The sequence below is a fragment of the Rossellomorea sp. LJF3 genome, assembly GCF_037046045.1.
In the GTDB taxonomy this organism is placed as follows: Bacteria; Bacillota; Bacilli; order Bacillales; family Bacillaceae_B; genus Rossellomorea.
The window spans coordinates 85,315-108,588 of record NZ_JBANLY010000004.1 but is presented as its reverse complement, the minus strand read 5'-3'; the positions used below and the strand labels follow the sequence as shown (position 1 = coordinate 108,588).

Genomic DNA, 23,274 nt, shown 5'->3' with positions numbered 1-23,274 from the left:
CACGAGAACTGTCCCTCTGCTTTTCTCTGCTTTTACAAATGTTCTTTCAACGTTTGTTGTAGTGTACCCTTTATCTCTACCAGGCTGTCGAATTCGACTCCTGAATCGACTATTTTCCTGACAAGTTCTACCCGCAGCCCTGTTAGGATCGCTTTGCAGCCCATCATATTGATTCCGCTTAGAATTCTCTTAAATTGAAAAAGGACGTCCAATTCCATTTCCGCCGTACCCGATAAGTCGATGATCAGGGTTTGGATTCTCATCGAACTGATTTCCATCAACACTTTTTCTTCCAAAGCATTCACTCGGTAAGAATCGATCATTCCGATCAGGGGCAGTACCGCAATCGTACTATGAATCGGGATGATCGGCACGGATAGATTTTCCACCAGTTTTTTCTGTGACAGCAGCTGTTCATCTTTATAATTCGAGTAACTGATAAAGAAGTTATTCAGGAATTGATCGACGTTGTCATTGATCCTTTTTTCCAAGTCAAAGAAGGTCTTTCGTGGAGATTCATCCTCTCCATTCTGCTCATCATATTGATAAAGGAAGAACCAAAGTGTTCTCCTTATGGCATGGACCCATTCGAGTTTGAATGCCAGGGTAAGAGCATGCTGTGCCCATGCAATCCCCTCTACTTTCGCAAATTCAATCAGTTCTTCTTCTTTGTTTTCAAGGATGTAGTGAGCGACCATTTCGGCATTCTTTAACAGATCAATGTTTCCTTTTTCGAGTATATCACTGATTTTCCCTCTAACATTTACAGCTTCAGATAATAGTTTCTGTTGAAAATCCTCTCTATTCGTCTTAAGGAAATCCGTCACACTTTCCTTACTCAGGTAGTTGTTAGCCATCATGATTCTCTCCTTTTTTCATCTGAATATATCCCTTATTCGATTCGAGAAAAAAAAATCCTTCTATAAAACAGGGGGAAATGAAAAAAAGAAGCAGAGGGACGGTTCTGGTGCTTCCCTTTTGGAAGCAGGAGAACCGTCCCCCCGCTTCCTAATTCAAGGAAAGCTCCTTCCCTTTTTCACCGAGTAGGACTCCTGCTGTGACGATGGCGCATATTGCTAGTGCCACGAGGATCATGAAGACGGTGTGAAGGCTAGACTCCAGCACGTGGCCGCTTAACTGATCGCTCAACCACAGGCCCGACACCGCGATCCCGATGGACTGGCCGAGGTTTCGCATTAAATTAAACGTCCCCATGGCGGCTCCCCGGACCTTCCACTCAACGGAAGATTGGACGGCAACCGTGAAGGCTGTCAGGGACAAACCGAAACCAAAGCCAATGACGGCGGTGACCACCATCATTAACGGAACAATCGTATGTTCCGTAAATAACACCAACCCGAGACATCCCGCTGTAATGACGGAAATCCCCATAACAGTGATTCGTCCGATGGAGGTGTTCGCCATCAACTTACCTGAAAGCACTGCAGCGAACGGCCAGGTAATCGACATCGGCAACATCGTCACACCGGACATCGTGGCATTTAAACCGGTGACGCCCTGTACCCATAATGGGATGTAGAACGTAACGGCAACCAGGATGAAGCCAAGCAGAAACCCGGCAATCGTCGAGATGGTGATAAAGCGATTCTTGAACAGAGTCAGTGGAAGCATTGGCTCTTCCGCCTTGAATTCAATCCAGAGAAACAGGCTGATCCCAATGGCAGCTACAATCAGTAAAGAGAGAATGCCAGTCGTCATATGACCTTGTTCCTTTAACAGTGTCAGAGCATACAGAAAAGCGGTGATGCTGATGGCAAAAGTGAAAATCCCGCTATAGTCGATTTTGTGTTTCTTCTTTTCTATTTTTTCCTTTAATGATGTCCATAAGAGGATGAGAGATACGATACCAAATGGCAGATTCATATAAAAGATCCAATGCCATGAAATCGTGTCGACAATAAAACCGCCTGCAAGGGGTCCCGTGATGCCGGCAATCCCCCACACGCTGCTCATCCACCCCTGCATTTTGGCCCGCATTTCAAAGGTAAACACATCGCCGATGATCGTAAACGGCAAAGTGGTGAGTGCCCCCGCTCCAATCCCCTGGATCAAGCGGAACAGGACCAGCTGTTCCATCGATTGCGACAGTCCCGAGAGCATGGACCCTGCCAGGAAAATACTGACCCCGATCGTGAACATAATCTTCCTTCCAAATAAATCAGCCAGCTTCCCGAAGACAGGCGTACTGATGACAATGGCTAATAGATAGACCGAAATGACCCACGTATACAGTTCACTTCCTCCCAGATCCTCCACAATCTTCGGCATCGCCGTACTGACGATCGTGCCTTCGATGGCCGTGAGGAACGTGGCGATCAATAGAGCAAACACAACGGATTTTTGCTTGGTTTCTTGATTCATTTTGTCTGATCCCTTTCTTGTATGTAAATTCCGAAATACTAGACTAAGAGTCTCTAATATCAAGCGAAAATGGATATTACACATCTATTTTAACATTAAAGAAGCAGAGGGACGGTTCCTTTGCTTCCTAGTAATCGAGTATTATAACAGGAAGCAGGAGAACCGTCCCCATGCTCCCTATCCAGCCACTTCCCCAAACTGGCTATTGTACAGATCCGCATAAAAACCGTTCTGTCTGAGCAGTTCAGCGTGCGTCCCCTGTTCGATGACAGACCCTTGATCCATGACGAGAATCAGGTCTGCATCTTTAATAGTAGAAAGACGATGAGCGATGACGAAGCTCGTTCTGCCTTCCATCAACCGGTTCATCGCTTGCTGGATCAATAGCTCGGTCCGGGTGTCCACGCTTGACGTCGCTTCATCCAGGATCATGATCGGAGGGTCGGCGAGGATCGCCCGTGCGATGGTGATCAGCTGCTTCTGTCCTTGTGAGATATTCGATGCTTCCTCATTCAGGACCGTATCATAGCCCTCAGGAAGCGTACGGATAAAATGATCCGCATGGGCCATCTCGGACGCCTGCATGATTTCCGCTTCCGTTGCACCCGTCTTCCCGTACGCAATATTTTCCCGGATCGTCCCCTTAAACAGCCACGTATCCTGCAGCACCATCCCGAAGCTTCTTCTCAGTTCACTTCGAGGGACGGACCTCGTATCGATGCCGTCGATCTTGATTTTCCCATCATTCAATTCATAAAAACGCATGAGCAGATTGATCAAAGTCGTTTTACCGGCACCCGTCGGCCCAACGATCGCCACCGTCTGCCCGGGCTGAACGTCAATGTTCATATCGTTAATCAACAAATTTTCACCGTAACCGAAGTCCACATGTTCAAACACAACCTCACCCTTAGGACGGGATAAGTGCGCCACGGTTTCTTCTTTCACTTCTTCTTCCTCATCCAATAGCTCGAATACCCGTTCCGCCGCTGCCACCGTTGACTGGATGATATTCGCGATATTTGCCGTCTGTGTGATCGGCTGGGTGAACTGACGAGTATACGTGATGAACGCCTGGATATCCCCGATGGAAATCGCCCGATTCGTCACGAGGATCCCGCCGACGACACTGATGAGCACATAGCTGATGTTTCCGATGAACATCATGATCGGCATGATGATCCCTGAAATAAACTGGGCTTTGCTTCCCGCTTCATACAGTTCATCGTTCACAGAATCAAACTCGGCACCGGCCTTCTTCTCATGGCCGAATGCTTTCACGACTTGATGTCCCGTGAACATTTCTTCAATATGGCCGTTCAGTTGACCGAGGGTCCGCTGCTGATCGGCAAAATGCTTCTGGGACCGTTTCAAAATCGGTCGGATGGCAAAGACGGAAACCGGTAAGCTTACCACGGAAATCAACGTCAATAGTGGACTGATCGAGAGCATCATGATGATGATCCCGACAATCGTCACGATCGACGTGATGAACTGGGTCAGACTTTGCTGCAGCGTACTACTGATGGTATCGATGTCATTCGTCATCCGGCTAAGGGTCTCCCCGTTCGCACGGCCATCGTAATACTTCAGTGGAAGCTTCTCGATCTTTTGATTCACATCTTCCCTCAAGTCATACGCCGTCAACTGGGCGACACTCGACATGATGTATTGCTGGATAAAATTAAAGATACTGCTGAACACATAAAGTCCTGCAAGCAACAGCAGGATTTCACCGATTCTGCCAAAATCAATCCCGGCTCCCGGCACTCCTTTAAATTTTGCATAGGCGCCTTCAAATAATTCCGTGATGGCGTTCCCCATGATCTTCGGGCCGATGATGGCAAAGACGGTGCTTAAAATCGCGGCAAAGAGAACAGCGACCAACTGCCCGCGGCGCGGTTTTAGGTAACCAAGGAGCCGCTTCAAGGTACTCTTGAAATTCTTCGGCTTCTGCCCCATCATCATCATGTTGCCGCCGCCCGGTCCGAATCCTCCATGACCTCCGCCTCTTTGAGGTTTACGTTCCTTACTCATGCCGATTCCTCCTCTGAAAGCTGTGATGCGACGATCTCCTGGTACACTTCGTTCGTGTCAAGGAGCTCCCGGTGAGTCCCGATCCCGGCCACTTCACCTTTATCCAACACGATGATTCGGTCGGCATCGATCACCGTGCTGACCCGCTGCGCGACGATGAGTACCGTTGCCTCAAGGGTTTCCTGTTTCAATGCGGCACGGAGCCTGGCATCGGTTTTGTAATCGAGGGCTGAGAAGCTGTCGTCAAATAAATAGATATCCGGTTTCCGGACCAGGGCTCTTGCGATCGACAAGCGCTGTTTCTGACCTCCGGAGAGATTCGATCCGCCCTGCTCGATTTCTGCCTGGAAGCCCCCGTCCATCCGACTGACGAATTCTTCCGCCTGAGCGATCCGGGCCGCCTCCGCCACTTCTTCATCACTCGCATCTTCTTTTCCAAAGCGGATATTTTCCGCAATCGTTCCGGTAAATAGAGTAGCCTTCTGTGGCACAAGTCCAAGCTTCGAGCGGATTTCTTCCTCGGAAGCGTCCCTTATGTCCACACCATTGACCCGGATCGTGCCGCTCGCGATCTCATAAAATCGGGGGATCAAGTTGATGAGCGTCGTTTTACCAGAACCGGTCCCGCCAATGATGGCCGTCGTTTCACCGGGATTCGCGGTGAAACTGACATCCGACAGGGCAGGCTCTTCGGCACCCGGATAGTGAAACGTGACCGAGTCGAACTCGAGGGTCCCCTGTTGAACGTCTGCCGCTTTCGTTCCGTTATCTTTAAAAGAAGGCGTCATTTCTAGCACCTTATTGATCCGCTTCGCCGACACATCGGCACGTGGCACCATGACGAACATCATCGACGCCATGACCAATGCAAACATGATCTGCATGACGTATTGAATGAACGCCATCAAATCCCCGATCTGCATCCCGCCGTTATCGATCCGGATGCCTCCGAACCAGATGACGGCGACGACGGTCATATTCATGACGAGCATCATCACAGGCATCATGAAGGCCATGATTTTGTTTACCTTGATCGACACATCGGTCAGTTCATGATTCGTCCGTTTCAAACGCTCCTTTTCTTCCGGTTCACGGTTAAAGGCACGGATGACACGGATACCGGTCAAGTTCTCACGAAGCACGAGATTCAATTGATCCAATTTTTTCTGGACGGTTTGAAATAATGGAATCCCTTTATATAAAATCAGCAGGATCGATCCGACCAAAACAGGCATCGTCAGGATAATGACCAGGGATAACTTCGCATCCATCAACACCGCCATGATGATCCCGCCGACGAGCATAATCGGCGCACTGATGATCATCCGGAGCAGCATGATCACGACCTGCTGCACCTGTGTGATATCATTCGTCGTTCTCGTAATGAGAGAGGCCGTCCCCACTTCATCAAACTCTTGGAGCGAGAATTTTTCAATATGATAAAAAAGCTTCCGGCGGACATCGCGCCCCAACCCGACGGCTGCTTTCGAAGAATAGTAGCTCGCAACGATGGAAGCCACCGCACCGAGAGCGGAAACGACGAGCATGAATCCGCCAATCTTCCATATATACGGGATGTCCCCGACGACGACCCCTTTGTCGATGATGTCAGACATGAGGGTCGGTAAGTATAGAGTCGACATGGATTGAATGAAAATCAACACGAAGATCCCCACGACCATCCATTTATACGCCGATAAGTGTTTCAGAAGCTTGATCATGTGGCATCCTCCTCTTTCCCTTTCTCATCAAAATAGTCGGCGATCTTCTCATGCGCCTGTAAGAGTCCGGCAAACTCTCCTTCAGACAGCGTCTCGACCGCCCCTGCCGTCAGCTGATGGATGCTGCCTTCTTGCTTGTGGATGCCTTTTAACATCGTCTCACCCTGATGGCTCAGGGAAAGAAGCATTTCCCGGCGATTGTCTTCCACCTGCTGCCGGTTGAGAAATCCTGCCTGAACCAGGCCATCGACGGCTTGACTGAGCGTGCTTTTCGGCAGGAACGTCCTCTCTCCGATCGTCTTCTGAGTCAGCTCTTTTTCAGGAGCAATCGTCACCAATATCGTATATTGCGGGACCGATAATCCGTTATCTGCGGCTGTTTTCTGGACGAACCGCATCATTGTCTTATTCACCCGTGAAAATGAACGCAATAATTGCAGTGCAGGAGTAATCTGATGATTTCCCATGGATATGCCCTCACTTCTAATGGTTAATTTAATGAACTGTTCATAATGGAACTATCTTAGTCTATTCCTTTTGCAGGAGATAGTCAAAGGGATGGTTTCGACAAGTGCGGAGGTCCGTCCCTCACCTTTTACCATGGTGGATTCATATACTTTTTAGAAGGAGGAGTGAGGAATGAGTCATGAGCTTGAGAGGAAAGGCTTGAATGGAAAAGCCGTGGCGTCTATCTTATTGGGAATCTTATCCATCGTGATGGTGATCTTTCCTATTGCGGGAGCGATTCTCGGTCTGGTGGGCGCTATACTGGGGAGGATCGGACGAAGCGAAGTCAAAAAAAATGGCCAGGAGGGGAAGCATCTGGCCATTCTAGGGATCATTTTCAGTTTGGCGGGCATTGTGTTCTCGATTTGCTGGGTGGTAACGGAGCGTGGGGACGGTTCTTTTGCTCCCTTTTTCTGAGCAGTGACGAAATGTGCTATTTGGAAGCAGAGGAAGCGTCCCCGTGCTTCCTCTCATAGGATTCATGCGGGATTTGAACTTTTCGTGCGGGATAAGGAATAATCATGCGGACAACACAGAAAAATCATGCGGGATTCAGATTATTCATGCGGGAAATCCAATAATCATGCCGGGGTGTCGAATATTCTTTATGAGAGCCCCTATTCTATTCGCTCTGCTCCCTCATATACGCCAGATGCCTCCATTTAAAAATAAAATAGGTAGTCAAAAATAGAACCAGACCCACTTTATTAAAAAAGAAATATACGCTCGCTACATCCCTGATGGAATCCACGGGGTACATACCGCTCAGGAGTAACGTAGGGAAAACCGTCACCAGCATGGCCAGATAATGAACCACAATCTGTTGGATGAAGCGCCATCGTCCCACTTCATAGATGACGCTTGTCACTCCGAGAAAGAAAGCGATCAGACCGTAAATCATTAAATGCTTCGAAACAGCCGATGATCCTTCAAGGAGAGTCCATAACAACGAAATGATTGCGAAAAAAACAAACGGGATGAGACCTCTAATTAATCCTTTTCTTAATAGATTCATCGGTATCCTCACTTTTCTTCAAAGTATAGAGGAAGCATGGGGACGGTTCTCTTGCTTCCTAAACCACCGGGACTAGACTAAAGCGGTACCTATCTCCATGGTTTCCCTTACATCTTTTACTATTTCAACATTGCCGCCCAGAATAAATGATACATTGGTGCCAAAATACATATAGCCAACAGAGAGATTGCAATTGAAAGTGGCAAAGTTCCTTCCATTCCCACTGCATTTCTCAAAGCTGCTTCGCTTGCAAATACAAAGACCATAGAACCTAGATACTGAAGGAGCAACATTCCCTTTTCTGCTCTCACATATTGGATTTGTTTGTTTTCCTCGGTTAAATTCACATAGTTCAACTTCTCTGGTTTATTAACTACTAAACCAATAAGAAACCAGGTTACTAAACTTACAGCAGGCATGATGAACAGGAAGTATTTTGACCCCCAATGATCAGGTTTTCCATTGCTGAAATGAATAGGGATTGTATTCGGGATCTCTGACCAAAGAATGATTAAATGAAGAATAAGATAAAAAAGAGTAGTAGTTGAGATTATGATTAAAATCCATTTAAGCGTCTCTTTTTTCATCTTAATCATCCCTCACCATTATTTATAAAGAAAAAATTGTATGCCCTGCCAAAGCAGGATACCCAACCCAGCAATGACAAAGACAATATTAGCAACCATGGACTTCTTATTGCCACTTCTTTTATCTTCAACCGCATCAAACAAACCCTTAAAGGTCCAAAAAAGAATCAACACTGACCACCCAATGCGGTCATTAAAAGGATCTTCATCAAATAAATACCTTATAAAAATGAACAGGATGATAACCAGAGTGATGTTCCGAAGAGTATTCCAAGTTTTTGCTGAAGCTTCTTTCTTCAATATGACTCTCCTATCCACTAATCTTCCCAATCAACCCAACAACCTCTTCCTCATCCCCCGCATCAACCGACACCTTCTCCGTGTCTTCCACAATCTTCTTCGTATACTCTTCCATCGACTCCTCGATCTGTTCACTGCTCGGCCAGTGCGATGGAACATCGTACACATTGATCGTACCGTCGCCGTTGCCGCTATAGGTGACGGTTCCGTCTGCCATCGCTTTGCCGGTTAACACGATGACGTCTTCCGGATAGGCGACGCTCTTGTCATCATAGGGATTCAGCTGCTCGCCCGCTGAAATACGTCGGACGTTCAGTTCTTCTACGTCTCCATTCCCGATCACCTGCAGCCAAACGCGGGCGTATTCGATTTTTTCTGAAGGATATGTAGCAAGTGGATCCTTCGTGGCGTCCGATTCCTCTTGATCTGAATCTTGACCTTGAGCAGTTGCTTCTCCTAAATCCACCGAATCGATTTCTTCATCCGTTTCGGCTGCTGCGTCTTCGCTTTCCTTTTCCGGCTGTGCCTCTTCCACCACCTGCTGCTTTCCACCGCTGCATGCCATCAAAAGGAATCCTATGGAAAGTATCATGATCATCAGTATTCGTTTCTTCATTTTTCTTCCCCCATTTCCGAGCCATCCAATACTCTTTCTATAAAATTTGCTTTCCCTTCCGAATACGCTTCCCTGTCGTCCGGAAATTGGTTTGCCAGACTTTTTTTCAGTTCTGCGTATTCTTCCTTTAAAGAAGGATCTCCGTTCAACCGGTCCCTGAATAGCCGCTGCTGTTCCCATCGCGGTTCGCCTTTCAACATGAGATGCAGATGGGCGACACGCTTATCATGTTCAACCTTTATAAAGAACCTTCTCCACGGCCGGTTATCAAGCTCCACTGGTACAAAATTCCAATCATCCTCCGCAAGCTTTCCCGCGACCTCTTCCACTTCATCAAAAGATGGAATCAACGCCATCACATCAATAATCGGTTTCGCCGGAAGGTCACGGATCGACGTACTTCCCACGTGCTCGACTTCCTTGACACCAAATGAACTCAAACGTTGTAACAGTCCCCTTACTTCCGCTTTTCCCGCCTCGATCCATTCCGGCTTCGGAGGTACGACCTCTATTGATTCCACAGCCCATTTTGGCCAATGACTATTTTCCATCACCTGTCACACCCTTCTCCAATTCAATCTCATCCCTGATTGGTATCCCGTCATTCCCGATCAACGGAATCTCAGGCTTGATCCGTCTTGCTTTTTCCACGGCATCCCGGTGGATCGTCGATATCCTGAAGCCCCTCTTTTGGTAAAATTTCAGTGCCAGCAGATTGTCATTCGTCGTAATCAGTGTGATGCGCCTATACCCGTTGTCGGCAGCCACCTTTTCCACTGCTTTCATAAGCAAGGTGCCAATCCCCTTCTTTTCTTCCAAACTATCAAGTGAAATAATCTCGCATTCGGCGTCTTTAATCACATATGTAATCAAACCCGTGATTCGGTTATCTTTATTCAAAACGGCAAAGCCAGCTAAAGAAGCACAATCATAAACCCCGCTTGAAATAACCATCTTCGGACTTCCCCAGTGGTGGTGAAAAAAATCGGTGATCTTCTCTTGCGGTAATTCTTCCAGTGAAACGATGTTCATTCGTTCTCTCCCCTTTTTCGTGGAAGCGAGGGGACGGTTCTCATGCTTCCATTTTTGAAACCATTTTTAACGGTAATGATATGAAACCCACTCACCAACAAAAAAACAGACATCCCCAATGGAACCTCTGTCATTTATTCAAATAAAGTTCCCTATTTTAAAAAGAAAGACTCTCAAAAAGCGAAATCGTCAAAACCAGTGTGAGCAAGGAGCCTGCTGCGGTAGAAATGATGATGATTCGATTATTCTGTTTTCGTTCAGGCTTTTGAAACTCGTGAATGGCGACAAGCCAGATCAACGTCGTAAGTAAGGCAATGATTCCAGTGGACATAGACATATCTCCTTTTCTATCACTATACTTGAAGATAACACAGATTTAATTGTAAAAAAAGGAAAAGAATAGAAATTATATGATAAAATGAATGAGAATTGAAACCGCTTCCTCTATTAAAATAACTTTTTTATTAAGGAGAAATGAGGATTTTGACAAAGTTACGATTCTTCATTTTAGTGATGATCGCATTTTTACTGGCAGCCTGCAACGACAAAGACCTGAATCTAACCGATGGCGATAAACAGATGACCAAGCAGATCGATGACGTAATTTCTCATTATATTGTCCAAAAGTACGCCACCTCCTACTACGGCACTGAAAAGCAATTTGAAGTCCATAACGTCTATGGGACGAGCGAAAAGGATGGGGTCCTGAGTGTCTACATGTGGTCGTATTATGGGGGATTCAATCAAGCGACGGGAACCGAAAGCCAATCCGGGCATTCACTGCCTGCCATGATCCGCTTAAAACAAGATGGCGACACCTATTCGGTCATCGACTACATAGAACCACAAGACGGCAGTATGTACCAGTCCTCCCTGGAAAAAATGTTCCCGGCGAAATACGTCAAATCCGCACAGAGGGACAGCGGGAATATCGGGGGACTCGAAAAAGAGATGGACAAAAAAGTGAAAGCATGGCTGAAAAAGCCGGATTCCTAAGGGGGAAATGAGCATGGAACTGACCATAAGAAGACGGACACAGGAAGATATCAACGAATTTATAACGTGGACGTATGAGGGCATCTATTCGTTTTACGATAATGATAGCCAAGTAGAAAAAATCCAAGGATTGAAAGAGAGCGTCCATTTGGAAAGAGCCTTTTCCGTCGTAGATGAGAACGAAAACCTTGTAGGAAATTGTGAGTTTTATGATGTGGAAGAAGACGGGGAAAACATCCTGGTCCTCGGGGTTCAGATGAATCCTTCCATGACAGGAAAGGGACACGGTCAGGCCTTTGTTCAAGCGATTATCGAACAGGGACGTGAACGGCTGAAGTTCAACCATTTGGAATTGGCCGTCGCGGATTTCAATGAGCGGGCGATCCGGACGTATGAGAAAGAAGGGTTCCGGAAACGGGGATCATTCGAAAATGAAATACGGGGTGAAAACTATCCATTTACTATTATGGAAAAGAATTTTTAGACAAAAGGGGTCAGCCTCAAAGGTCTGACCCCCATTTCCATCACGTAACAGTGGAATCGATAAAATCCTGATCGATCAGATAAAAATGCTCTTTCAGGTTCTCTCTCCCACCCCATTTTCCGTACCAATCCTGCACCCGCTTCACATGTACCTCGTCGCCCCTCACAAGGGCTTCAATCCTCTCATAGTCTTCAAAACTGTCATATTCCCATATCGCAAACACTTCCACTTCCCCATCGGTCTCTTCCTTCATCCATCTCCCCACCAACCTGGATCCATATTTCAGCTGGGTCGGTAACAGCGTTCGATTAAAATGCACATTAAAATCGTCGATTATCCGTGGGGACACACGGTACATCTTTCTTCTGTAAATCATCATGATTCCTCCTTTCCTTTGTTGAGGGACGGACCTTCCAAACGACCATTTGCATGAAAGGATTTTACTATTTAGAGGTCCGTCCCTCTTACTTCCCTCCACTCACACCCAATACCTTCGCTTTCACCCAACTTCCGCCAAATAGTCCCGTGTAAACGAGAACAGTACCGAGCATGACGATGAAACCGATATAGACACTCATCATTGTCGGCATCAGGAAGGCTCCGATGATGATGGTGGATCGTGCTACAAGGTCCGCTCCGCTGAAGGACAGATTTGAGAAAGCGGAGTAAGAACCACGCTTGTCGCTCGGGATCATGTTCGCCTGCTCTGCGTTGCGGATCGGCGAGTAGATCAGTTCTCCCATGGTGGCGATCAGATTGAAAGCGATCAGGACGTACCATGTGTTGGCGGATGTGACGGTCACATAGCCGATGCCGTACAGGAGCAGCCCGATCAAGAGAGCGTTCTTTTTATTCAGGCGATCTGTATAACGATTGATGATGAACGTCAGACAGACAACCAGCAGCATGTTCTCGATGTTCAGGATACTAAGCATCCTCACCCCGACGATTTCAAAGCTCCCGATGTTCACCGCCTTGAACGTTTCCGCCAGGCGGATTCCGATATAGCTGTTCAGGGAAAATTCCGCTGCGAAGATGAAGGTGGACCCTGCCACCACTTTCACGAAGGCGGAATCTCTGAAGGCAATCCGGTAATTGTTGACGAGATCGACGAACACATTTTCATGTTTTTTCTGAAGCTGATCTTTAAAATTGTCCTGCAGCCAGATCCCATATGCAATCGGAATCGTCGTCGACGTGAAGGTCAGCATCATGAATAATTCCGTTTGATGGTTCAAATACAAGAGTCCCCCGAGGGCGGCCCCGATTGCCATGGACAAGTTAACGAGCCAGTAATCCAGGGCGTAGACAGCTTTCCGGTTCTCCGGTGTCGTCGAGTCGATGATGATCGCATGCATCGCCGGCCGTCCCAGGCTGCTTGTAATGATGAACCCGATATACGCACCTGCGAACAGCAGGATCAAGTTCTCTTCCGGAAAAAGACTGACCGTCATGATGAAAAAGAACAGAGCGTTCAGCCAGGACGTCGTCAGTAGAACCTTTTTCCGGGGAAAGCGGTCCGATATATATCCCCCGACGAGATTGACACAAAATCCGATCACCACGGTCCCGATCAGAAAAATCCCTGCCCAGATTTTATTCAGTTCCTGCGCAAAGAACAGCGCCATGAACGGCATGACGGCAGATGAAACGGCACGATTGAAGAATGACGTGATCATACGCACTTTAATATTTTGAGGTAATTCCTTCCACTTCATGTTGTTCCCCCTCCTCTATTTACTGTATAGTAAACTAGACGGAACTTTTTAAAAATAGACACTTTTCAAATTCATGTCCCCTTTTAGGAGGAAAAGCATATGGAGAACAAATTACTCACCCTTTGGAGGTATTACCCCTCAGGCAGCATCCGCGTGGAAGAAATCTCTGAAACACTGCATTTGAGCCATAAACAGACCTCCCGCTATTTGAAAAAATGGGATGAAGAAGGCTGGATCGCTTTCACTCCGGGACGCGGACGGGGCAATGTTTCCACTTTGAAGTGGAAAAAGCATGTCGAGGACGCCTTCGAAGAAGAAGTCGTGAAGCTCATGGAAGAGGAACCGATCGAACAGAGCAGCAAGTATCTCATGTACAACTGGTCCACCGACAGCAAGATGAGGCTGATGAATACCTTTCACAGTAAGCTCGGTTTCGTGAAGGAGTCCAAGGATAAGCTGATCGTGCCGAAGCGCTATCCCTTTTTCTCGAGCCACCCGTTGGAGGCAGCAGACGTCATGAGCGCCCATCTCGTGGCGAACGTCTTCAACCGCCTCATTTCCATCACAGAAAAAGGGGACATCCTGCCGGAACTCGCACACAGCTGGGATGTGTCCACTGGTAAACTTCGACTCTATCTAAAAAAGGATGTCCGGTTCCACGACGGCTCCATCCTGACGGCAAAGGATGTCGTCCATTGTCTCGAACAGCTCAGGACCTGCCCCCACTACCGGGAACTATGGTCACCCGTTGACATGATCCAGGCAAAAGCGCCCCTCATCATCGACATCCACCACCCGGGAGGCTGCCCCTACATCCTCCCCATGCTCAGCATGATGTGCGCGAGCATCTACAAAGAATCCAAGGGACGGACCTTCGGGACAGGGTGCTTCTCCCTTGAGGAAAACACCGATTCCAAGACGACGCTCGCTGCTTTTAAAGAGCACTTCCAGGAAAGGCCGCTTCTGGATACCGTCGAATTTGTCCAGGTGCCGAAAGACTTCAAGGGAATCTATCACTCTCATCTAGAAAAAAGCCAGTCCTCTTCCGTTGAAGTCGAAAGCGACTCAGGATTCGGGATTGTCGTCATGAATGCCGTCCCCGGACGAGACTCCCAGATTCAGAGAAAAGAAGTGCGGGATTACCTCCACTGGGTGATTGCGAAGAACCGCCACACCCTTCGCGACCTTGATCCCCGCATGACACCGAACGGGAAAAGCATTCTCGTTGGCCAGGATCAAAACATGACGATCCCGGAAGTGGACCGTCCCCTGTTCACGGAACCACTCGTGATCCGTTCTGCAAACCATACAGCGAAAACAACCGAGTGGCTTGTGGAGATTCTTGAGAAAGAAGGAATACCCGTTGACGTGCAGTGGTTTTCCTTCGCCGACACCCTGACGAGGCAGCCGGAGACTCTGCATGTGGATCTTTTCATACACGGGGAGATCTTTGAATCAAACCAGGACTTTTCGTTTTATCATTTTTTGAAAAACCGATATTCCCCTCTCAATGGACTTTTTGAAAAGAAAGGCATGTGGAATCAGCTTCTGGACGAATATCGGCATACGCCATTTGAGGACTGGACGTCGTTGAATATGAACCTGGAAAGCTTGCTGATGAAGGAATCAATCATGATCCCGCTTTATTATGAGAAACGCTACATCCCTTTTTCAACGGACATTATGAATATCGAAATCAAGCATTTTGGGTATGTGGACTTTGCAAAATTGTGGGTGCGGCCGGAGATTTAGGGAGGAAGCGCGGGGACGGTTCTTGTGCTTCCTTTTCATGGTCTGTATGGAAGTTACAGAACGAACACGACACAGAATAGTTAAATAATCCCAAATCAATAATCACTTCTGATAATATAAACATAGGATGTTTTTTTGCAGAAAATCTTTTAATGAAGGGTTTTGAGTCTATGAAAGCTTTGTTCTTGTTGTATGATCACTATGTGGATTGGGAAATCAGTCCATTATCTTACATCTTCAGTGTAACCAATGTAGAAATCGAAACGGCGGCCCTCCAAGAGGAAGTGACCCATAGTGGGAAATTCAGAATCAGAGTCGATCGGACCCTGAATGAGTGCCGAGTGAGCGATTATGACATATTGGTCATCCCCGGTGGAGACCCTGAGCCACTTTTAGAGGAAGAGGCGTTACTGAATCTAATCCGAGAATTCGATCAGGAAAACAAGTGGATCGCTGCCATTTGTGGGGCTTCCACCTTACTAGGGAAGAGCTCTGTGTTGAGAAACAGACTGTATTCTACTTCCATTGATATTACTGAATTCCCTTCCTGTTTTGATCCTGTGTATCAAAGCAAGGCAGATACAACGGTATGTGAAAACCTCATCACGGCAGAAGGCAGCGCCTATGTTGAATTTGCGGTTGAGGTAGGAAAGCAGTTAAACCTCTTTAACGATCGGGAAGATGAATTGGAAACCATGTTATTTTTTAAAAATCTTCTTAGGGGATAGAAAGTGATGGCCATGGTGATAGATATGCCGTGGCTTTTTTTTCAGTGTCTCCCCATCCCCTCCAAGAAGCTCTTCTCAACCTCCCTCTCCATCTGTTATGCTATCAACATCTCAATTTGACAGAGGAGCACACGACAACCATGATTTCATTCTTTCTCACACTAAAACGGCTGCTCAAAGCCTTATGGCAGGCCTTTAAATTAAAAAACTTTCAGGTTCTTTTTACATTGGTGCTGGTCCTGTTGTTCTCAGGCACGACCTTCTATGTGAAACAGGAGGGACTGTCCGTGATCGACGCACTGTATTTTTGCGTGGTGACCTTGAGCACCATTGGGCATCCGACCTTTGAGCCTCAAACCACATTCGGAAAAATATTCACCATGATTTATATCTTTGGCGGGAACGGGGTATTCATTGGCATGATCGGATATGTGGCGTATGCGATGATTCAGAAACCGGAAAAGTTGAAAAGGAATGCTGAAAGGGAGTAGCATTCCTGGGAGGTCTCCTATGAATACGTTATCGAAACTAAAGAACTACGCCAAAACCGTAAAGCAGGATCTTGTCGTGCTTTATCTATCTTATAAAGATCCAAGAACCCCTCTGTATGCAAAAATTTTGGCCATGTGTGTAGTTGCCTATGCGTTCAGTCCCATCGATTTGATCCCTGATTTCATTCCAATCATCGGGTATCTTGACGATCTGATTCTGGTTCCCATCGGAATCATCGTCACCCTGAAATTGATCCCCTCCGAAGTGCTCGAGGAGAAACGGGAACAGGCAAGACAAATGGGAAAGAGCGACAAACCTAAAAACTGGTTTGTCGGAGCTGTTTTTATCATCATTTGGATTCTATTGGCTGTATGGATAGGGAAGCTGCTGTTTGGGGAAGCATAGGGACGGTTCTCGTGCTTCCTCAAATGACACGGCAATACCTCAATGACCGATAATCCCCCTCTTCATTTCCATAAACAGGCTGTTCGCTTTCATATACAAACCCTCTCGCTTCGTAAAAAGGAATTCCTTTCTCGTTCCCTTTTTGCACGGAGACCCATTGCTTAATGGCATGGAATTCTTCTTTCTGCTTCTGGGTGATCGCATCCAGCAAACGAGTCCCGATTCCTTCATTTCGCCTGGTTGGATCCAAGTATAAGACATACAGTTCTGCCTCAGTCTCATTAATCATCCCTCCTCCACCAGCTCCAATGACTCTATCATTTTCGGTTGCGACAAAGTAACCTCCCCACTCCCGGTCTGATGTGGTCACTTCTTTCAGTATCCGCTCTTCGTTATAAAACTCTTCTATCACTCTTTCAATATATTCTTTTGCATAAATCTCTTTATACGTTGCCCAATACCCCTCTGAACAGACTTTTTTAATGCCATTTACATGGCTCCGGTTAGCCTTTTGAATATGTATCATGACCCATCCTCCATTTTCACTTTGATAAAAGCTGAACGATCGAATCCGTTTGGTTCTGATTGATCTTGAAATAATGATCACGGCTGTCACTCGAAATCAACGTTTCATTGGTATCGAATCCTTCGTGAACATATAGTACTTCTTTAGTGTCTTTATAAACGAGTTTAATTTTGTATGTAGGCTCTACGGCAATCTTGTATTGCGTATGGGTGATTTTGTTCGCCCTATTGAGGATTCCTGTGACAGTGGTGATGATCTTTGGATTGGTAACCGGCTCAATGTCCTCAAACGATCCATTGTATGTTTGGATCGACATGTTCTTCACTCCAGAAAAGCCGTTGTATAACATGGTATAGCTTATCCACCCAAATAGAATGACGAAAATGACAGTGAGTATAATTCTTTTCATTGCTCTCCCCTCCACTTATTTTAAATTCATCCTGTCATATCCACTTATTTCTCCATATAGGCATTACATCACGCAAAGCTCTCAGTCCTGATGAACATATGATTCTGAAGGTACAGGCATAAAGATTCATCTTTCTAAAAAGACCCTGATTTACAAAATATTTACTTGTTAGAAGCTTATTATATCCCCTATCATTTTAAGTAGAAGCGAACACAACTGATGCCAAATCCTCAATAAGAATCCTTTCTCACTGCCTGACTACGTTGTTTTACTATTAACATGCCGTTCCCTTAAGAATGACATGTTGATATAAAAAAATACATACAGGAGGCATTCCCATGTTAAAAAAATCGTTGTTGTTTGTTGTTGTCCTTCTTCTCTCGTTCGCTTTATTCCTGCCGTCTGCACTGGCATTCCCACCCGGCACACCGTCCAAGTCCACGGCCCAATCTCAGTTGAACGCGTTGACTGTGAAAACGGAAGGCTCTATGACCGGATATTCCCGTGATAAGTTTCCCCATTGGATTGGCCAGGGGAACGGATGTGACACACGACAGCTCGTCTTGCAACGTGACGCTGACAGTTACAGTGGCAGCTGCCCCGTGACATCTGGTTCATGGTACAGTTATTACGACGGAGTCACATTCACTGATCCGTCCGACCTTGACATCGATCACGTTGTCCCTCTAGCGGAAGCATGGCGCTCCGGAGCAAGCAGCTGGTCAACAGCTAAGCGCGAAGACTTCGCCAATGACCTGAGCGGTCCCCAGCTGATCGCCGTCAGCGCAAGCTCCAACCGCTCCAAAGGAGACCAGGATCCATCCACTTGGCAGCCACCTCGTTCCGGCGCAGCCTGTGGTTATTCAAAGTGGTGGATCAGCACGAAATACAAATGGGGCTTAAGCCTGCAGTCTTCAGAAAAAACCGCCCTCCAAGGTATGCTAAACAGCTGTATTTACTGATTTAGAGGGAAGCACGGGGACGGTTCTCGTGCTCCCTTTTCATTCAACATTGATCATATCCAAACATGGAAATGGAGGAATACATATGGAAAAGAAATCAACGGTTTTCACGGCAACACACGGGGTCATGACGTCTGAAGTAGGCGTCATCAGTGGAGAACTTGAGCTGGTGACGACATGTGATGAAGATGGTGAGCTAAAACTAGCTATCACCTACGTTGGGGCTGAGGAATGGTATTCGCTGCCTGGTGAGGAGTATCACTTGCATGATGTGCGGGATCATGAGGTTGTGCATAAGATGCTTGCAGCTGTGTTGGCGCGACCTTAATAAAGAAGCACGGGGACGGTTCCCATGCTTCCTTTTCCATTAAGACGAAGCAACAGAACCGTCCCCATGCTTCTACTTCCTCTCCATCACCGCAAAATAATTTTCTTCATGATCGGCAAAGTTAAATACTCTGCCCCCGGGCATGTCGACGATTTCCCCTACTTTGACCTTTTTATTGGATAAACCGGTATATAGCTCCTCAAATCGATCGGTGAAAAACATTAAAGAAGGAGTACCCAGATTTAAACCGGGTGACATTTTGGCCACGAATTCTTTGTTGTGAAGGATGATGCTAGTTTCGGCATCCTTAGTCGGAGCCACTTCAATCCATCGCATCCCTTGACCGTTATCTTCCTCAGCCTTCACTGTAAATCCAACAGTTTCTGTCCAAAATTGGACTGCCTCATCTTGGTTATTGACGTATAACATGATTTGACCGACTTTCGTGATCATAAATTCTCCACTCCTCAACATCATGTATTAATTCATCTTTTGCAGAGCTTCTTCCAAACGATCCCACGTTTCCGTGATTCCTTGTTCCATTCCCATATCCAGGACGGTCTTGAGGGCTTCTGCCGAAGAGTATACAGAGCGATTGATCAGCTTCGTCTTACCGTCTTTTTCAATGAATTGCAACGTCACTTCCGTTGCCGGCATGTCTTCGTTCGTATTGCCTCCCGCATCCGAGAACACATCGACATAGACGATTTTCTCCGGTTCGATGATTTCTTTATACATCCCTTTCCCCCATGATTCCATCCCGTAAAATGCTCCCTGGCCCCGGTCCGCGCACTTCATGCAGTAGTGCCAGACACCGCCAGGCCGGAAATCCACATGGCACACAGGAAGCACCCAGCCTCTCGGTCCCCACCAATTTTGAAGATGCTCGGGTTCTTTGAACATGCTGAATACCAGGTCGCGGGGTGCATCGAAGATCCTCTCCAGCACAAGCACCCGGTCATCCTCCACTCTTGAAAGCATTTGATTGCTATTGGACATGTCGTTTCCTCCTCAGGTTCTATATGAGTTGAAATACGTATGTGATGACGTGATGACCTTTCTGCAAAAAAAAAAAGTAACTCTTTGTAGTATTCTTCAGAAAAACTTTAATTCCTTCTGGGAAGCAAAGGGACGGTTCTCGTGCTTCCTTTTCGGTTAAAAAAGAAGCAGCAGAACCGTCCCCATGCTTTTGCCCATGCATTTGTTTAGAAAACCAATTCAATTCCCACTGATAATAACAAGATTAATAGACCATAACCGAAACTCGTTTCCAATACTGTATAGGTACATTCACGTTTATTCTCAACATACTTCCATTCCATGTAGGCTTTCAAGAATGAACCGCTGATGAGAAGGAGCATCATGTAAGAGTAAGGATTCTGATACCAGGGCTTAAAATCAAAAATGACATCAATCATGACACATGCGAACACGGCGACCATCATGATTCGTCTATGTACCCTATCCGCTTTTTCATGGTGTTCATTGATAATATCATGGGAAAATATTTTCCGTTTGCTCACACCGAGCCAGCTGCTTATCCCTCGGTGGAATGTGTACATCAGCAAAAGATAGATCATCATGATGAGAATGATTTTAAAAAAGAAGAGCCCCATCCTCCTCCTCCTTTCTTGAGAAAATTATTTAGAAAGTATTTTTACTGTAGAAAAGGAAGTTCCTCAGCTTCTTAAAAAGAACCCAGCAACCCCAACTGCAACACAACCACTACAGCTGTCATCACCAGAAACAATTCTGTTACCGTTAAGATCGCCTGCTTCGGTACTTCACTATATCTATACTCAAAGAATGCTTTCACACCATAGTCCAGCATGGAGGTAAAAATCATTCCCATTATCAACAAATAATTAAAGTCCTCATTGTTAACCTGAACCAAAATGATGATAACAAAGATGATTCCGGTCAAACGCCCCACCCATTTGTCCACTTTACGATGCAACTCATTAATATGATTATAAGAAAAGAACTCCTTCTTTACTTTCTCGATCTTTAATGTTTTTCGTAAAATGAATTTAACAAGTGAGATAAGGGCAAACACGACCATCGCAATGAAGACAAACCTCAACCAAAACATTGGGCACCCCCTGTTCATTTATTTGACGATTTTCAAATCATGACGGTTTCATGAACTCCCTTCTTTATTTACTTATATATCCATTATAAGTAAACCTTATCATATACAATAAACTAATCGTCATTTACTTATCAAAATGGAAAAGATAGGATGGAATTAAGATTATATTATTCACATTGAGGTCCACTCACATTAGGGGGAGATACGATGATACTAGGTCTACACCACGTCCAGATCACGATTCCAAAAGGCTCTGAAAAAGAAGGGAAAGACTTCTACTGCGGGCTTCTCGGCTTACCTGAAATTGAAAAACCCGACTCACTAAAAGGTCGGGGAGGGTTTTGGTTAAAAGTCGGAGACAGAGATGTTCACGTCGGCACGGAAGATGGGGTCGACCGTTCCAAAACGAAAGCGCACTTAGCTTACCAGGTCGATGACATCTCAACTTGGAGAAATGCGTTAGAGAAAAATAACATTCAAATCCTTGAAGGAATACCAATACCCGGATTCGACCGTTTTGAATTCAGGGACCCATTTGGAAATCGGGTGGAAATGATTCAAGCAGTTTAGAAGCACGGGGACGGTTCTCGTGCTTCTTTTTCAAATCAAATGGAAGCAGCAGAACCGTCCCCATGCTTCCAGGCTTTTTTAAATCCGTCATAGCTGTTGATCACCGCGGCGAGTAGTAGCCCAACGGATATTGTCAGGTAGAGCCATTGGAAGTTGAAGGAGCCGTTGAACAGTTCTTGGATTCGATCTGTGAATCCTTCATTGATCAATTCCATATTTCGGAACATGAACATAAAGGCTAGAACGGGAATGAATTGATAGACTGCATTCACGATGGCAAGCTTCCTGGTCCAGACCCCCGCTTTCCATTTTTTAAGAAGCAGGTGAAGTTCCAAGGCGATCAGGAACACGACCAGCGGCCAATATTTAATGAGCACATCACCGTTAAAAAAAGGAGTGAACATTCTTCCACTGTCAGTCTTTTCATACAATCCGACGATACTTGAGGCTTTAAAGTAACAGGTTGACCAGATGATCGTCCAAACCAGCCCTCCTAAAATCTCAAACTTGGAAATTCGTTTTTCTTTTGGGATATACGTGACGTCTTTCAAGTCATCAGGCGTCCATTCTTTTCCTTTCATGGTGATGGGAAGCTGACTGTCAGAGGAAACGGTCCGCTCGAGGATGGCAAAGACGAGGGTCAGCCAGAAGAAGACCTGCATTCCTGTTCCAATGGCCTCTACAACCCCGTTTCCTGCAATAGACAAGAGTACCTCGATGGGATTTGATTCCCCTGAATAGCTTAAAACAGATGTAACGGCCAATACGATGAACGTGATCCCTACAGAAATAGGGAGAATGATCTTCAAGAGCGTCATATACAGATCATAATATCTCGGCCCGATCAGATGCATCGGTCTGTCTTGATAATTCGAAGCCAGTACGGCTGGATTTCCGAGTGAAGTCAGGACCTCTCTCACATCCTCTTCTGTGTACTCCTCCGGCAGCATGTCTTCAATCGTGGATTTCAATTCAAGGGCAATATCTTCCCGGTTCTTCTCCGGCAGCCTTCTCATCACTTCTTGAATATAGAGTTCAACAAGCTTCATCCTTCTTCGTCCCCCTTTAATAAAATGGCCAATTCCCCAGACATCTTTTCCCATTCGGCTTTTAATTGCCCGAGAATCTCAGTGCCGTATTCACTCAGCACATAATACCTCCTCGGCCTGCTTTCCGTCCGGTCCCAGCTACTTGTGACCAATTCCTGTTTCTCCAACCGGCGCAGCAGTGGATACAGTGTACTCTGCTCCATCGAAATTCCGCTTTTCTCCAATAATTGGACGAGTGAATATCCATACTGCGGTGTCCGCAATTGACTCAATACGGCCAGGGTCAATGTCCCCCTCCGCAATTCCGTCGTCAACGATGTCAGCAGTGACTTATCCATACGTTCACCTCTTTAACTAAAAATACTGTGTGTCGTACACTATACGCTTTATACTATGTATCATACACTATGGACGTGCAGAAAAGAAAGGCATTTTTTTCAAGAAGCATGGGGACGGTTCTCGTGCTTCCTTTTCGGTTAGAAAAGAAGCAGCAAGACCCTCATTTACAAATTCCCACTATTTCCCGTCTCCCTTTTTGTTTTATTTCTATACGAAATGGCTAATGA

32 protein-coding genes are annotated in these 23,274 nt (G+C 46.2%); 10 read left to right on the top strand and 22 right to left on the bottom strand.

Features of this window, described 5'->3' with window-relative positions; all coding sequences use genetic code 11:
- Window positions 1-32 precede the first annotated feature (32 nt).
- The 5 genes from V8G47_RS05840 to V8G47_RS05820 all read right to left on the bottom strand — a co-directional run bounded on the left by V8G47_RS05840 (window position 33) and on the right by V8G47_RS05820 (window position 6,607).
- Window positions 33-857, bottom strand: coding sequence for an STAS domain-containing protein (locus tag V8G47_RS05840; protein ID WP_336199277.1), 825 nt, complete (start codon window positions 855-857; stop codon window positions 33-35).
- 151 nt (window positions 858-1,008) lie between these two features.
- A complete protein-coding gene (locus tag V8G47_RS05835) occupies window positions 1,009-2,382 on the bottom strand; it encodes an MDR family MFS transporter (RefSeq protein ID WP_336199276.1) in 1,374 nt (457 codons plus the stop codon).
- A 177-nt stretch (window positions 2,383-2,559) separates the two neighbouring features.
- Window positions 2,560-4,419 (bottom strand): ABC transporter ATP-binding protein, encoded by a 1,860-nt coding sequence (locus V8G47_RS05830; protein WP_336199275.1) that lies wholly within the window; start codon window positions 4,417-4,419, stop codon window positions 2,560-2,562.
- Entirely contained in the window at window positions 4,416-6,140 is a 1,725-nt protein-coding gene (locus tag V8G47_RS05825; RefSeq protein WP_336199274.1) for an ABC transporter ATP-binding protein, read from the bottom strand. The genes V8G47_RS05830 and V8G47_RS05825 overlap by 4 nt, the downstream gene beginning before the upstream one ends.
- Window positions 6,137-6,607 carry a MarR family winged helix-turn-helix transcriptional regulator gene (locus V8G47_RS05820; protein WP_336199273.1) on the bottom strand — a complete coding sequence of 157 codons (471 nt, stop codon included), beginning with the start codon at window positions 6,605-6,607 and terminating at the stop codon, window positions 6,137-6,139. Before V8G47_RS05820 ends, V8G47_RS05825 begins: the two co-directional genes overlap by 4 nt.
- A 172-nt stretch (window positions 6,608-6,779) precedes the next feature.
- Here V8G47_RS05820 and V8G47_RS05815 point away from each other — a divergent pair, with 172 nt between their 5' ends.
- Window positions 6,780-7,064 (top strand): DUF4190 domain-containing protein, encoded by a 285-nt coding sequence (locus tag V8G47_RS05815; RefSeq protein WP_336199272.1) that lies wholly within the window; start codon window positions 6,780-6,782, stop codon window positions 7,062-7,064.
- A gap of 205 nt (window positions 7,065-7,269) precedes the next feature.
- On the opposite strand, the gene V8G47_RS05810 is transcribed toward V8G47_RS05815, so the two are convergent.
- The 7 genes from V8G47_RS05810 to V8G47_RS05780 all read right to left on the bottom strand — a co-directional run bounded on the left by V8G47_RS05810 (window position 7,270) and on the right by V8G47_RS05780 (window position 10,528).
- Window positions 7,270-7,662, bottom strand: coding sequence for a DUF3021 family protein (locus V8G47_RS05810; RefSeq protein ID WP_336199271.1), 393 nt, complete (start codon window positions 7,660-7,662; stop codon window positions 7,270-7,272).
- 119 nt (window positions 7,663-7,781) lie between these two features.
- Entirely contained in the window at window positions 7,782-8,249 is a 468-nt protein-coding gene (locus V8G47_RS05805) for a DUF1648 domain-containing protein (protein WP_336199270.1), read from the bottom strand.
- Between the two features lie 18 nt (window positions 8,250-8,267).
- Window positions 8,268-8,549: a hypothetical protein gene (locus tag V8G47_RS05800; protein ID WP_336199269.1), complete on the bottom strand. Its 282-nt coding sequence runs from the start codon at window positions 8,547-8,549 to the stop codon at window positions 8,268-8,270.
- Between the two features lie 10 nt (window positions 8,550-8,559).
- Window positions 8,560-9,165 carry a hypothetical protein gene (locus V8G47_RS05795; protein WP_336199268.1) on the bottom strand — a complete coding sequence of 202 codons (606 nt, stop codon included), beginning with the start codon at window positions 9,163-9,165 and terminating at the stop codon, window positions 8,560-8,562.
- Window positions 9,162-9,716 (bottom strand): GrpB family protein, encoded by a 555-nt coding sequence (locus tag V8G47_RS05790; RefSeq protein WP_336199267.1) that lies wholly within the window; start codon window positions 9,714-9,716, stop codon window positions 9,162-9,164. Before V8G47_RS05790 ends, V8G47_RS05795 begins: the two co-directional genes overlap by 4 nt.
- Window positions 9,706-10,197, bottom strand: a complete 492-nt coding sequence (locus tag V8G47_RS05785; protein ID WP_336199266.1) for a GNAT family N-acetyltransferase — start codon at window positions 10,195-10,197, stop codon at window positions 9,706-9,708. The genes V8G47_RS05790 and V8G47_RS05785 overlap by 11 nt, the downstream gene beginning before the upstream one ends.
- 157 nt (window positions 10,198-10,354) lie before the next feature.
- Window positions 10,355-10,528: a hypothetical protein gene (locus V8G47_RS05780; RefSeq protein ID WP_336199265.1), complete on the bottom strand. Its 174-nt coding sequence runs from the start codon at window positions 10,526-10,528 to the stop codon at window positions 10,355-10,357.
- A 152-nt stretch (window positions 10,529-10,680) separates the two neighbouring features.
- Here V8G47_RS05780 and V8G47_RS05775 point away from each other — a divergent pair, with 152 nt between their 5' ends.
- On the top strand, window positions 10,681-11,193 hold the full coding sequence (locus tag V8G47_RS05775; RefSeq protein WP_336199264.1) for a hypothetical protein: 513 nt from the start codon (window positions 10,681-10,683) through the stop codon (window positions 11,191-11,193).
- Between the two features lie 13 nt (window positions 11,194-11,206).
- Complete coding sequence (locus V8G47_RS05770) at window positions 11,207-11,677, top strand: GNAT family N-acetyltransferase (protein ID WP_336199263.1); 471 nt, start codon at window positions 11,207-11,209, stop codon at window positions 11,675-11,677.
- 40 nt (window positions 11,678-11,717) lie between these two features.
- Here V8G47_RS05770 and V8G47_RS05765 read toward each other — a convergent pair whose 3' ends face one another.
- Window positions 11,718-12,053, bottom strand: coding sequence for an NIPSNAP family protein (locus V8G47_RS05765; RefSeq protein ID WP_336199262.1), 336 nt, complete (start codon window positions 12,051-12,053; stop codon window positions 11,718-11,720).
- Between the two features lie 88 nt (window positions 12,054-12,141).
- Window positions 12,142-13,395, bottom strand: coding sequence for an MDR family MFS transporter (locus tag V8G47_RS05760; protein ID WP_336199261.1), 1,254 nt, complete (start codon window positions 13,393-13,395; stop codon window positions 12,142-12,144).
- A gap of 99 nt (window positions 13,396-13,494) precedes the next feature.
- Between V8G47_RS05760 and V8G47_RS05755 the strand changes: the two genes are divergently transcribed.
- From V8G47_RS05755 to V8G47_RS05740, 4 genes are all read left to right on the top strand, one after another.
- Window positions 13,495-15,147: an ABC transporter substrate-binding protein gene (locus tag V8G47_RS05755; protein ID WP_336199260.1), complete on the top strand. Its 1,653-nt coding sequence runs from the start codon at window positions 13,495-13,497 to the stop codon at window positions 15,145-15,147.
- A 170-nt stretch (window positions 15,148-15,317) separates the two neighbouring features.
- Window positions 15,318-15,875: a DJ-1/PfpI family protein gene (locus tag V8G47_RS05750; protein WP_336199259.1), complete on the top strand. Its 558-nt coding sequence runs from the start codon at window positions 15,318-15,320 to the stop codon at window positions 15,873-15,875.
- A 140-nt stretch (window positions 15,876-16,015) separates the two neighbouring features.
- Window positions 16,016-16,366, top strand: a complete 351-nt coding sequence (locus V8G47_RS05745) for a potassium channel family protein (RefSeq protein WP_336199258.1) — start codon at window positions 16,016-16,018, stop codon at window positions 16,364-16,366.
- A 19-nt stretch (window positions 16,367-16,385) separates the two neighbouring features.
- Window positions 16,386-16,772 carry a YkvA family protein gene (locus tag V8G47_RS05740; RefSeq protein WP_336199257.1) on the top strand — a complete coding sequence of 129 codons (387 nt, stop codon included), beginning with the start codon at window positions 16,386-16,388 and terminating at the stop codon, window positions 16,770-16,772.
- Window positions 16,773-16,791: 19 nt separating this feature from the next.
- On the opposite strand, the gene V8G47_RS05735 is transcribed toward V8G47_RS05740, so the two are convergent.
- Together V8G47_RS05735 and V8G47_RS05730 are read right to left on the bottom strand one after the other, a co-directional pair.
- Window positions 16,792-17,298, bottom strand: a complete 507-nt coding sequence (locus V8G47_RS05735; protein WP_336199256.1) for a GNAT family N-acetyltransferase — start codon at window positions 17,296-17,298, stop codon at window positions 16,792-16,794.
- A 16-nt stretch (window positions 17,299-17,314) separates the two neighbouring features.
- The gene (locus tag V8G47_RS05730; RefSeq protein ID WP_336199255.1) at window positions 17,315-17,707 is read right to left on the bottom strand and encodes a hypothetical protein; all 393 of its coding nucleotides are present in this window, start codon (window positions 17,705-17,707) and stop codon (window positions 17,315-17,317) included.
- Between the two features lie 338 nt (window positions 17,708-18,045).
- On the opposite strand from V8G47_RS05730, the gene V8G47_RS05725 reads away from it, so the two are divergent.
- Both V8G47_RS05725 and V8G47_RS05720 read left to right on the top strand, forming a co-directional pair.
- A complete protein-coding gene (locus V8G47_RS05725) occupies window positions 18,046-18,669 on the top strand; it encodes an HNH endonuclease family protein (protein WP_336199254.1) in 624 nt (207 codons plus the stop codon).
- An 85-nt stretch (window positions 18,670-18,754) separates the two neighbouring features.
- A complete protein-coding gene (locus V8G47_RS05720) occupies window positions 18,755-18,997 on the top strand; it encodes a hypothetical protein (protein ID WP_336199253.1) in 243 nt (80 codons plus the stop codon).
- A 72-nt stretch (window positions 18,998-19,069) separates the two neighbouring features.
- Here V8G47_RS05720 and V8G47_RS05715 read toward each other — a convergent pair whose 3' ends face one another.
- The 4 genes from V8G47_RS05715 to V8G47_RS05700 form a co-directional block, all read right to left on the bottom strand.
- A complete protein-coding gene (locus V8G47_RS05715; RefSeq protein ID WP_336199252.1) occupies window positions 19,070-19,450 on the bottom strand; it encodes a VOC family protein in 381 nt (126 codons plus the stop codon).
- A gap of 27 nt (window positions 19,451-19,477) precedes the next feature.
- Window positions 19,478-19,996, bottom strand: coding sequence for an SRPBCC domain-containing protein (locus V8G47_RS05710; RefSeq protein WP_336199251.1), 519 nt, complete (start codon window positions 19,994-19,996; stop codon window positions 19,478-19,480).
- A gap of 206 nt (window positions 19,997-20,202) precedes the next feature.
- A complete protein-coding gene (locus tag V8G47_RS05705) occupies window positions 20,203-20,613 on the bottom strand; it encodes a DUF4181 domain-containing protein (protein ID WP_336199250.1) in 411 nt (136 codons plus the stop codon).
- A gap of 71 nt (window positions 20,614-20,684) precedes the next feature.
- Complete coding sequence (locus V8G47_RS05700; protein WP_336199249.1) at window positions 20,685-21,089, bottom strand: DUF4181 domain-containing protein; 405 nt, start codon at window positions 21,087-21,089, stop codon at window positions 20,685-20,687.
- Window positions 21,090-21,296: 207 nt separating this feature from the next.
- On the opposite strand from V8G47_RS05700, the gene V8G47_RS05695 reads away from it, so the two are divergent.
- The gene (locus tag V8G47_RS05695; RefSeq protein WP_336199248.1) at window positions 21,297-21,659 is read left to right on the top strand and encodes a VOC family protein; all 363 of its coding nucleotides are present in this window, start codon (window positions 21,297-21,299) and stop codon (window positions 21,657-21,659) included.
- Window positions 21,660-21,694: 35 nt separating this feature from the next.
- Here V8G47_RS05695 and V8G47_RS05690 read toward each other — a convergent pair whose 3' ends face one another.
- Both V8G47_RS05690 and V8G47_RS05685 read right to left on the bottom strand, forming a co-directional pair.
- Window positions 21,695-22,708 (bottom strand): HAAS signaling domain-containing protein, encoded by a 1,014-nt coding sequence (locus V8G47_RS05690; RefSeq protein WP_336199247.1) that lies wholly within the window; start codon window positions 22,706-22,708, stop codon window positions 21,695-21,697.
- The gene (locus V8G47_RS05685; RefSeq protein WP_336199246.1) at window positions 22,705-23,046 is read right to left on the bottom strand and encodes a PadR family transcriptional regulator; all 342 of its coding nucleotides are present in this window, start codon (window positions 23,044-23,046) and stop codon (window positions 22,705-22,707) included. The genes V8G47_RS05690 and V8G47_RS05685 overlap by 4 nt, the downstream gene beginning before the upstream one ends.
- Between the last annotated feature and the right edge of the window lie 228 nt (window positions 23,047-23,274).

Excerpts from the sequence above, each read along its gene's own strand:
- V8G47_RS05770 (WP_336199263.1), top strand. The coding sequence starts at position 11,207 with ATGGAACTGACCATAAGAAGACGGACACAGGAAGATATCAACGAATTT.
- V8G47_RS05745 (WP_336199258.1), top strand. The coding sequence starts at position 16,016 with ATGATTTCATTCTTTCTCACACTAAAACGGCTGCTCAAAGCCTTATGG.
- V8G47_RS05830 (WP_336199275.1), bottom strand. The coding sequence starts at position 4,419 with ATGAGTAAGGAACGTAAACCTCAAAGAGGCGGAGGTCATGGAGGATTC.
- V8G47_RS05760 (WP_336199261.1), bottom strand. The coding sequence starts at position 13,395 with ATGAAGTGGAAGGAATTACCTCAAAATATTAAAGTGCGTATGATCACG.
- V8G47_RS05750 (WP_336199259.1), top strand. The coding sequence starts at position 15,318 with ATGAAAGCTTTGTTCTTGTTGTATGATCACTATGTGGATTGGGAAATC.
- V8G47_RS05730 (WP_336199255.1), bottom strand. The coding sequence starts at position 17,707 with ATGAAAAGAATTATACTCACTGTCATTTTCGTCATTCTATTTGGGTGG.
- V8G47_RS05810 (WP_336199271.1), bottom strand. The coding sequence starts at position 7,662 with ATGAATCTATTAAGAAAAGGATTAATTAGAGGTCTCATCCCGTTTGTT.
- V8G47_RS05765 (WP_336199262.1), bottom strand. The coding sequence starts at position 12,053 with ATGATTTACAGAAGAAAGATGTACCGTGTGTCCCCACGGATAATCGAC.
- V8G47_RS05785 (WP_336199266.1), bottom strand. The coding sequence starts at position 10,197 with ATGAACATCGTTTCACTGGAAGAATTACCGCAAGAGAAGATCACCGAT.
- V8G47_RS05815 (WP_336199272.1), top strand. The coding sequence starts at position 6,780 with ATGAGTCATGAGCTTGAGAGGAAAGGCTTGAATGGAAAAGCCGTGGCG.
- V8G47_RS05790 (WP_336199267.1), bottom strand. The coding sequence starts at position 9,716 with ATGGAAAATAGTCATTGGCCAAAATGGGCTGTGGAATCAATAGAGGTC.
- V8G47_RS05795 (WP_336199268.1), bottom strand. The coding sequence starts at position 9,165 with ATGAAGAAACGAATACTGATGATCATGATACTTTCCATAGGATTCCTT.
- V8G47_RS05720 (WP_336199253.1), top strand. The coding sequence starts at position 18,755 with ATGGAAAAGAAATCAACGGTTTTCACGGCAACACACGGGGTCATGACG.
- V8G47_RS05835 (WP_336199276.1), bottom strand. The coding sequence starts at position 2,382 with ATGAATCAAGAAACCAAGCAAAAATCCGTTGTGTTTGCTCTATTGATC.
- V8G47_RS05725 (WP_336199254.1), top strand. The coding sequence starts at position 18,046 with ATGTTAAAAAAATCGTTGTTGTTTGTTGTTGTCCTTCTTCTCTCGTTC.
- V8G47_RS05695 (WP_336199248.1), top strand. The coding sequence starts at position 21,297 with ATGATACTAGGTCTACACCACGTCCAGATCACGATTCCAAAAGGCTCT.
- V8G47_RS05735 (WP_336199256.1), bottom strand. The coding sequence starts at position 17,298 with ATGATACATATTCAAAAGGCTAACCGGAGCCATGTAAATGGCATTAAA.
- V8G47_RS05710 (WP_336199251.1), bottom strand. The coding sequence starts at position 19,996 with ATGTCCAATAGCAATCAAATGCTTTCAAGAGTGGAGGATGACCGGGTG.
- V8G47_RS05700 (WP_336199249.1), bottom strand. The coding sequence starts at position 21,089 with ATGTTTTGGTTGAGGTTTGTCTTCATTGCGATGGTCGTGTTTGCCCTT.
- V8G47_RS05820 (WP_336199273.1), bottom strand. The coding sequence starts at position 6,607 with ATGGGAAATCATCAGATTACTCCTGCACTGCAATTATTGCGTTCATTT.
- V8G47_RS05755 (WP_336199260.1), top strand. The coding sequence starts at position 13,495 with ATGGAGAACAAATTACTCACCCTTTGGAGGTATTACCCCTCAGGCAGC.
- V8G47_RS05825 (WP_336199274.1), bottom strand. The coding sequence starts at position 6,140 with ATGATCAAGCTTCTGAAACACTTATCGGCGTATAAATGGATGGTCGTG.
- V8G47_RS05705 (WP_336199250.1), bottom strand. The coding sequence starts at position 20,613 with ATGGGGCTCTTCTTTTTTAAAATCATTCTCATCATGATGATCTATCTT.
- V8G47_RS05740 (WP_336199257.1), top strand. The coding sequence starts at position 16,386 with ATGAATACGTTATCGAAACTAAAGAACTACGCCAAAACCGTAAAGCAG.
- V8G47_RS05685 (WP_336199246.1), bottom strand. The coding sequence starts at position 23,046 with ATGGATAAGTCACTGCTGACATCGTTGACGACGGAATTGCGGAGGGGG.
- V8G47_RS05690 (WP_336199247.1), bottom strand. The coding sequence starts at position 22,708 with ATGAAGCTTGTTGAACTCTATATTCAAGAAGTGATGAGAAGGCTGCCG.
- V8G47_RS05780 (WP_336199265.1), bottom strand. The coding sequence starts at position 10,528 with ATGTCCACTGGAATCATTGCCTTACTTACGACGTTGATCTGGCTTGTC.
- V8G47_RS05715 (WP_336199252.1), bottom strand. The coding sequence starts at position 19,450 with ATGATCACGAAAGTCGGTCAAATCATGTTATACGTCAATAACCAAGAT.
- V8G47_RS05805 (WP_336199270.1), bottom strand. The coding sequence starts at position 8,249 with ATGAAAAAAGAGACGCTTAAATGGATTTTAATCATAATCTCAACTACT.
- V8G47_RS05840 (WP_336199277.1), bottom strand. The coding sequence starts at position 857 with ATGGCTAACAACTACCTGAGTAAGGAAAGTGTGACGGATTTCCTTAAG.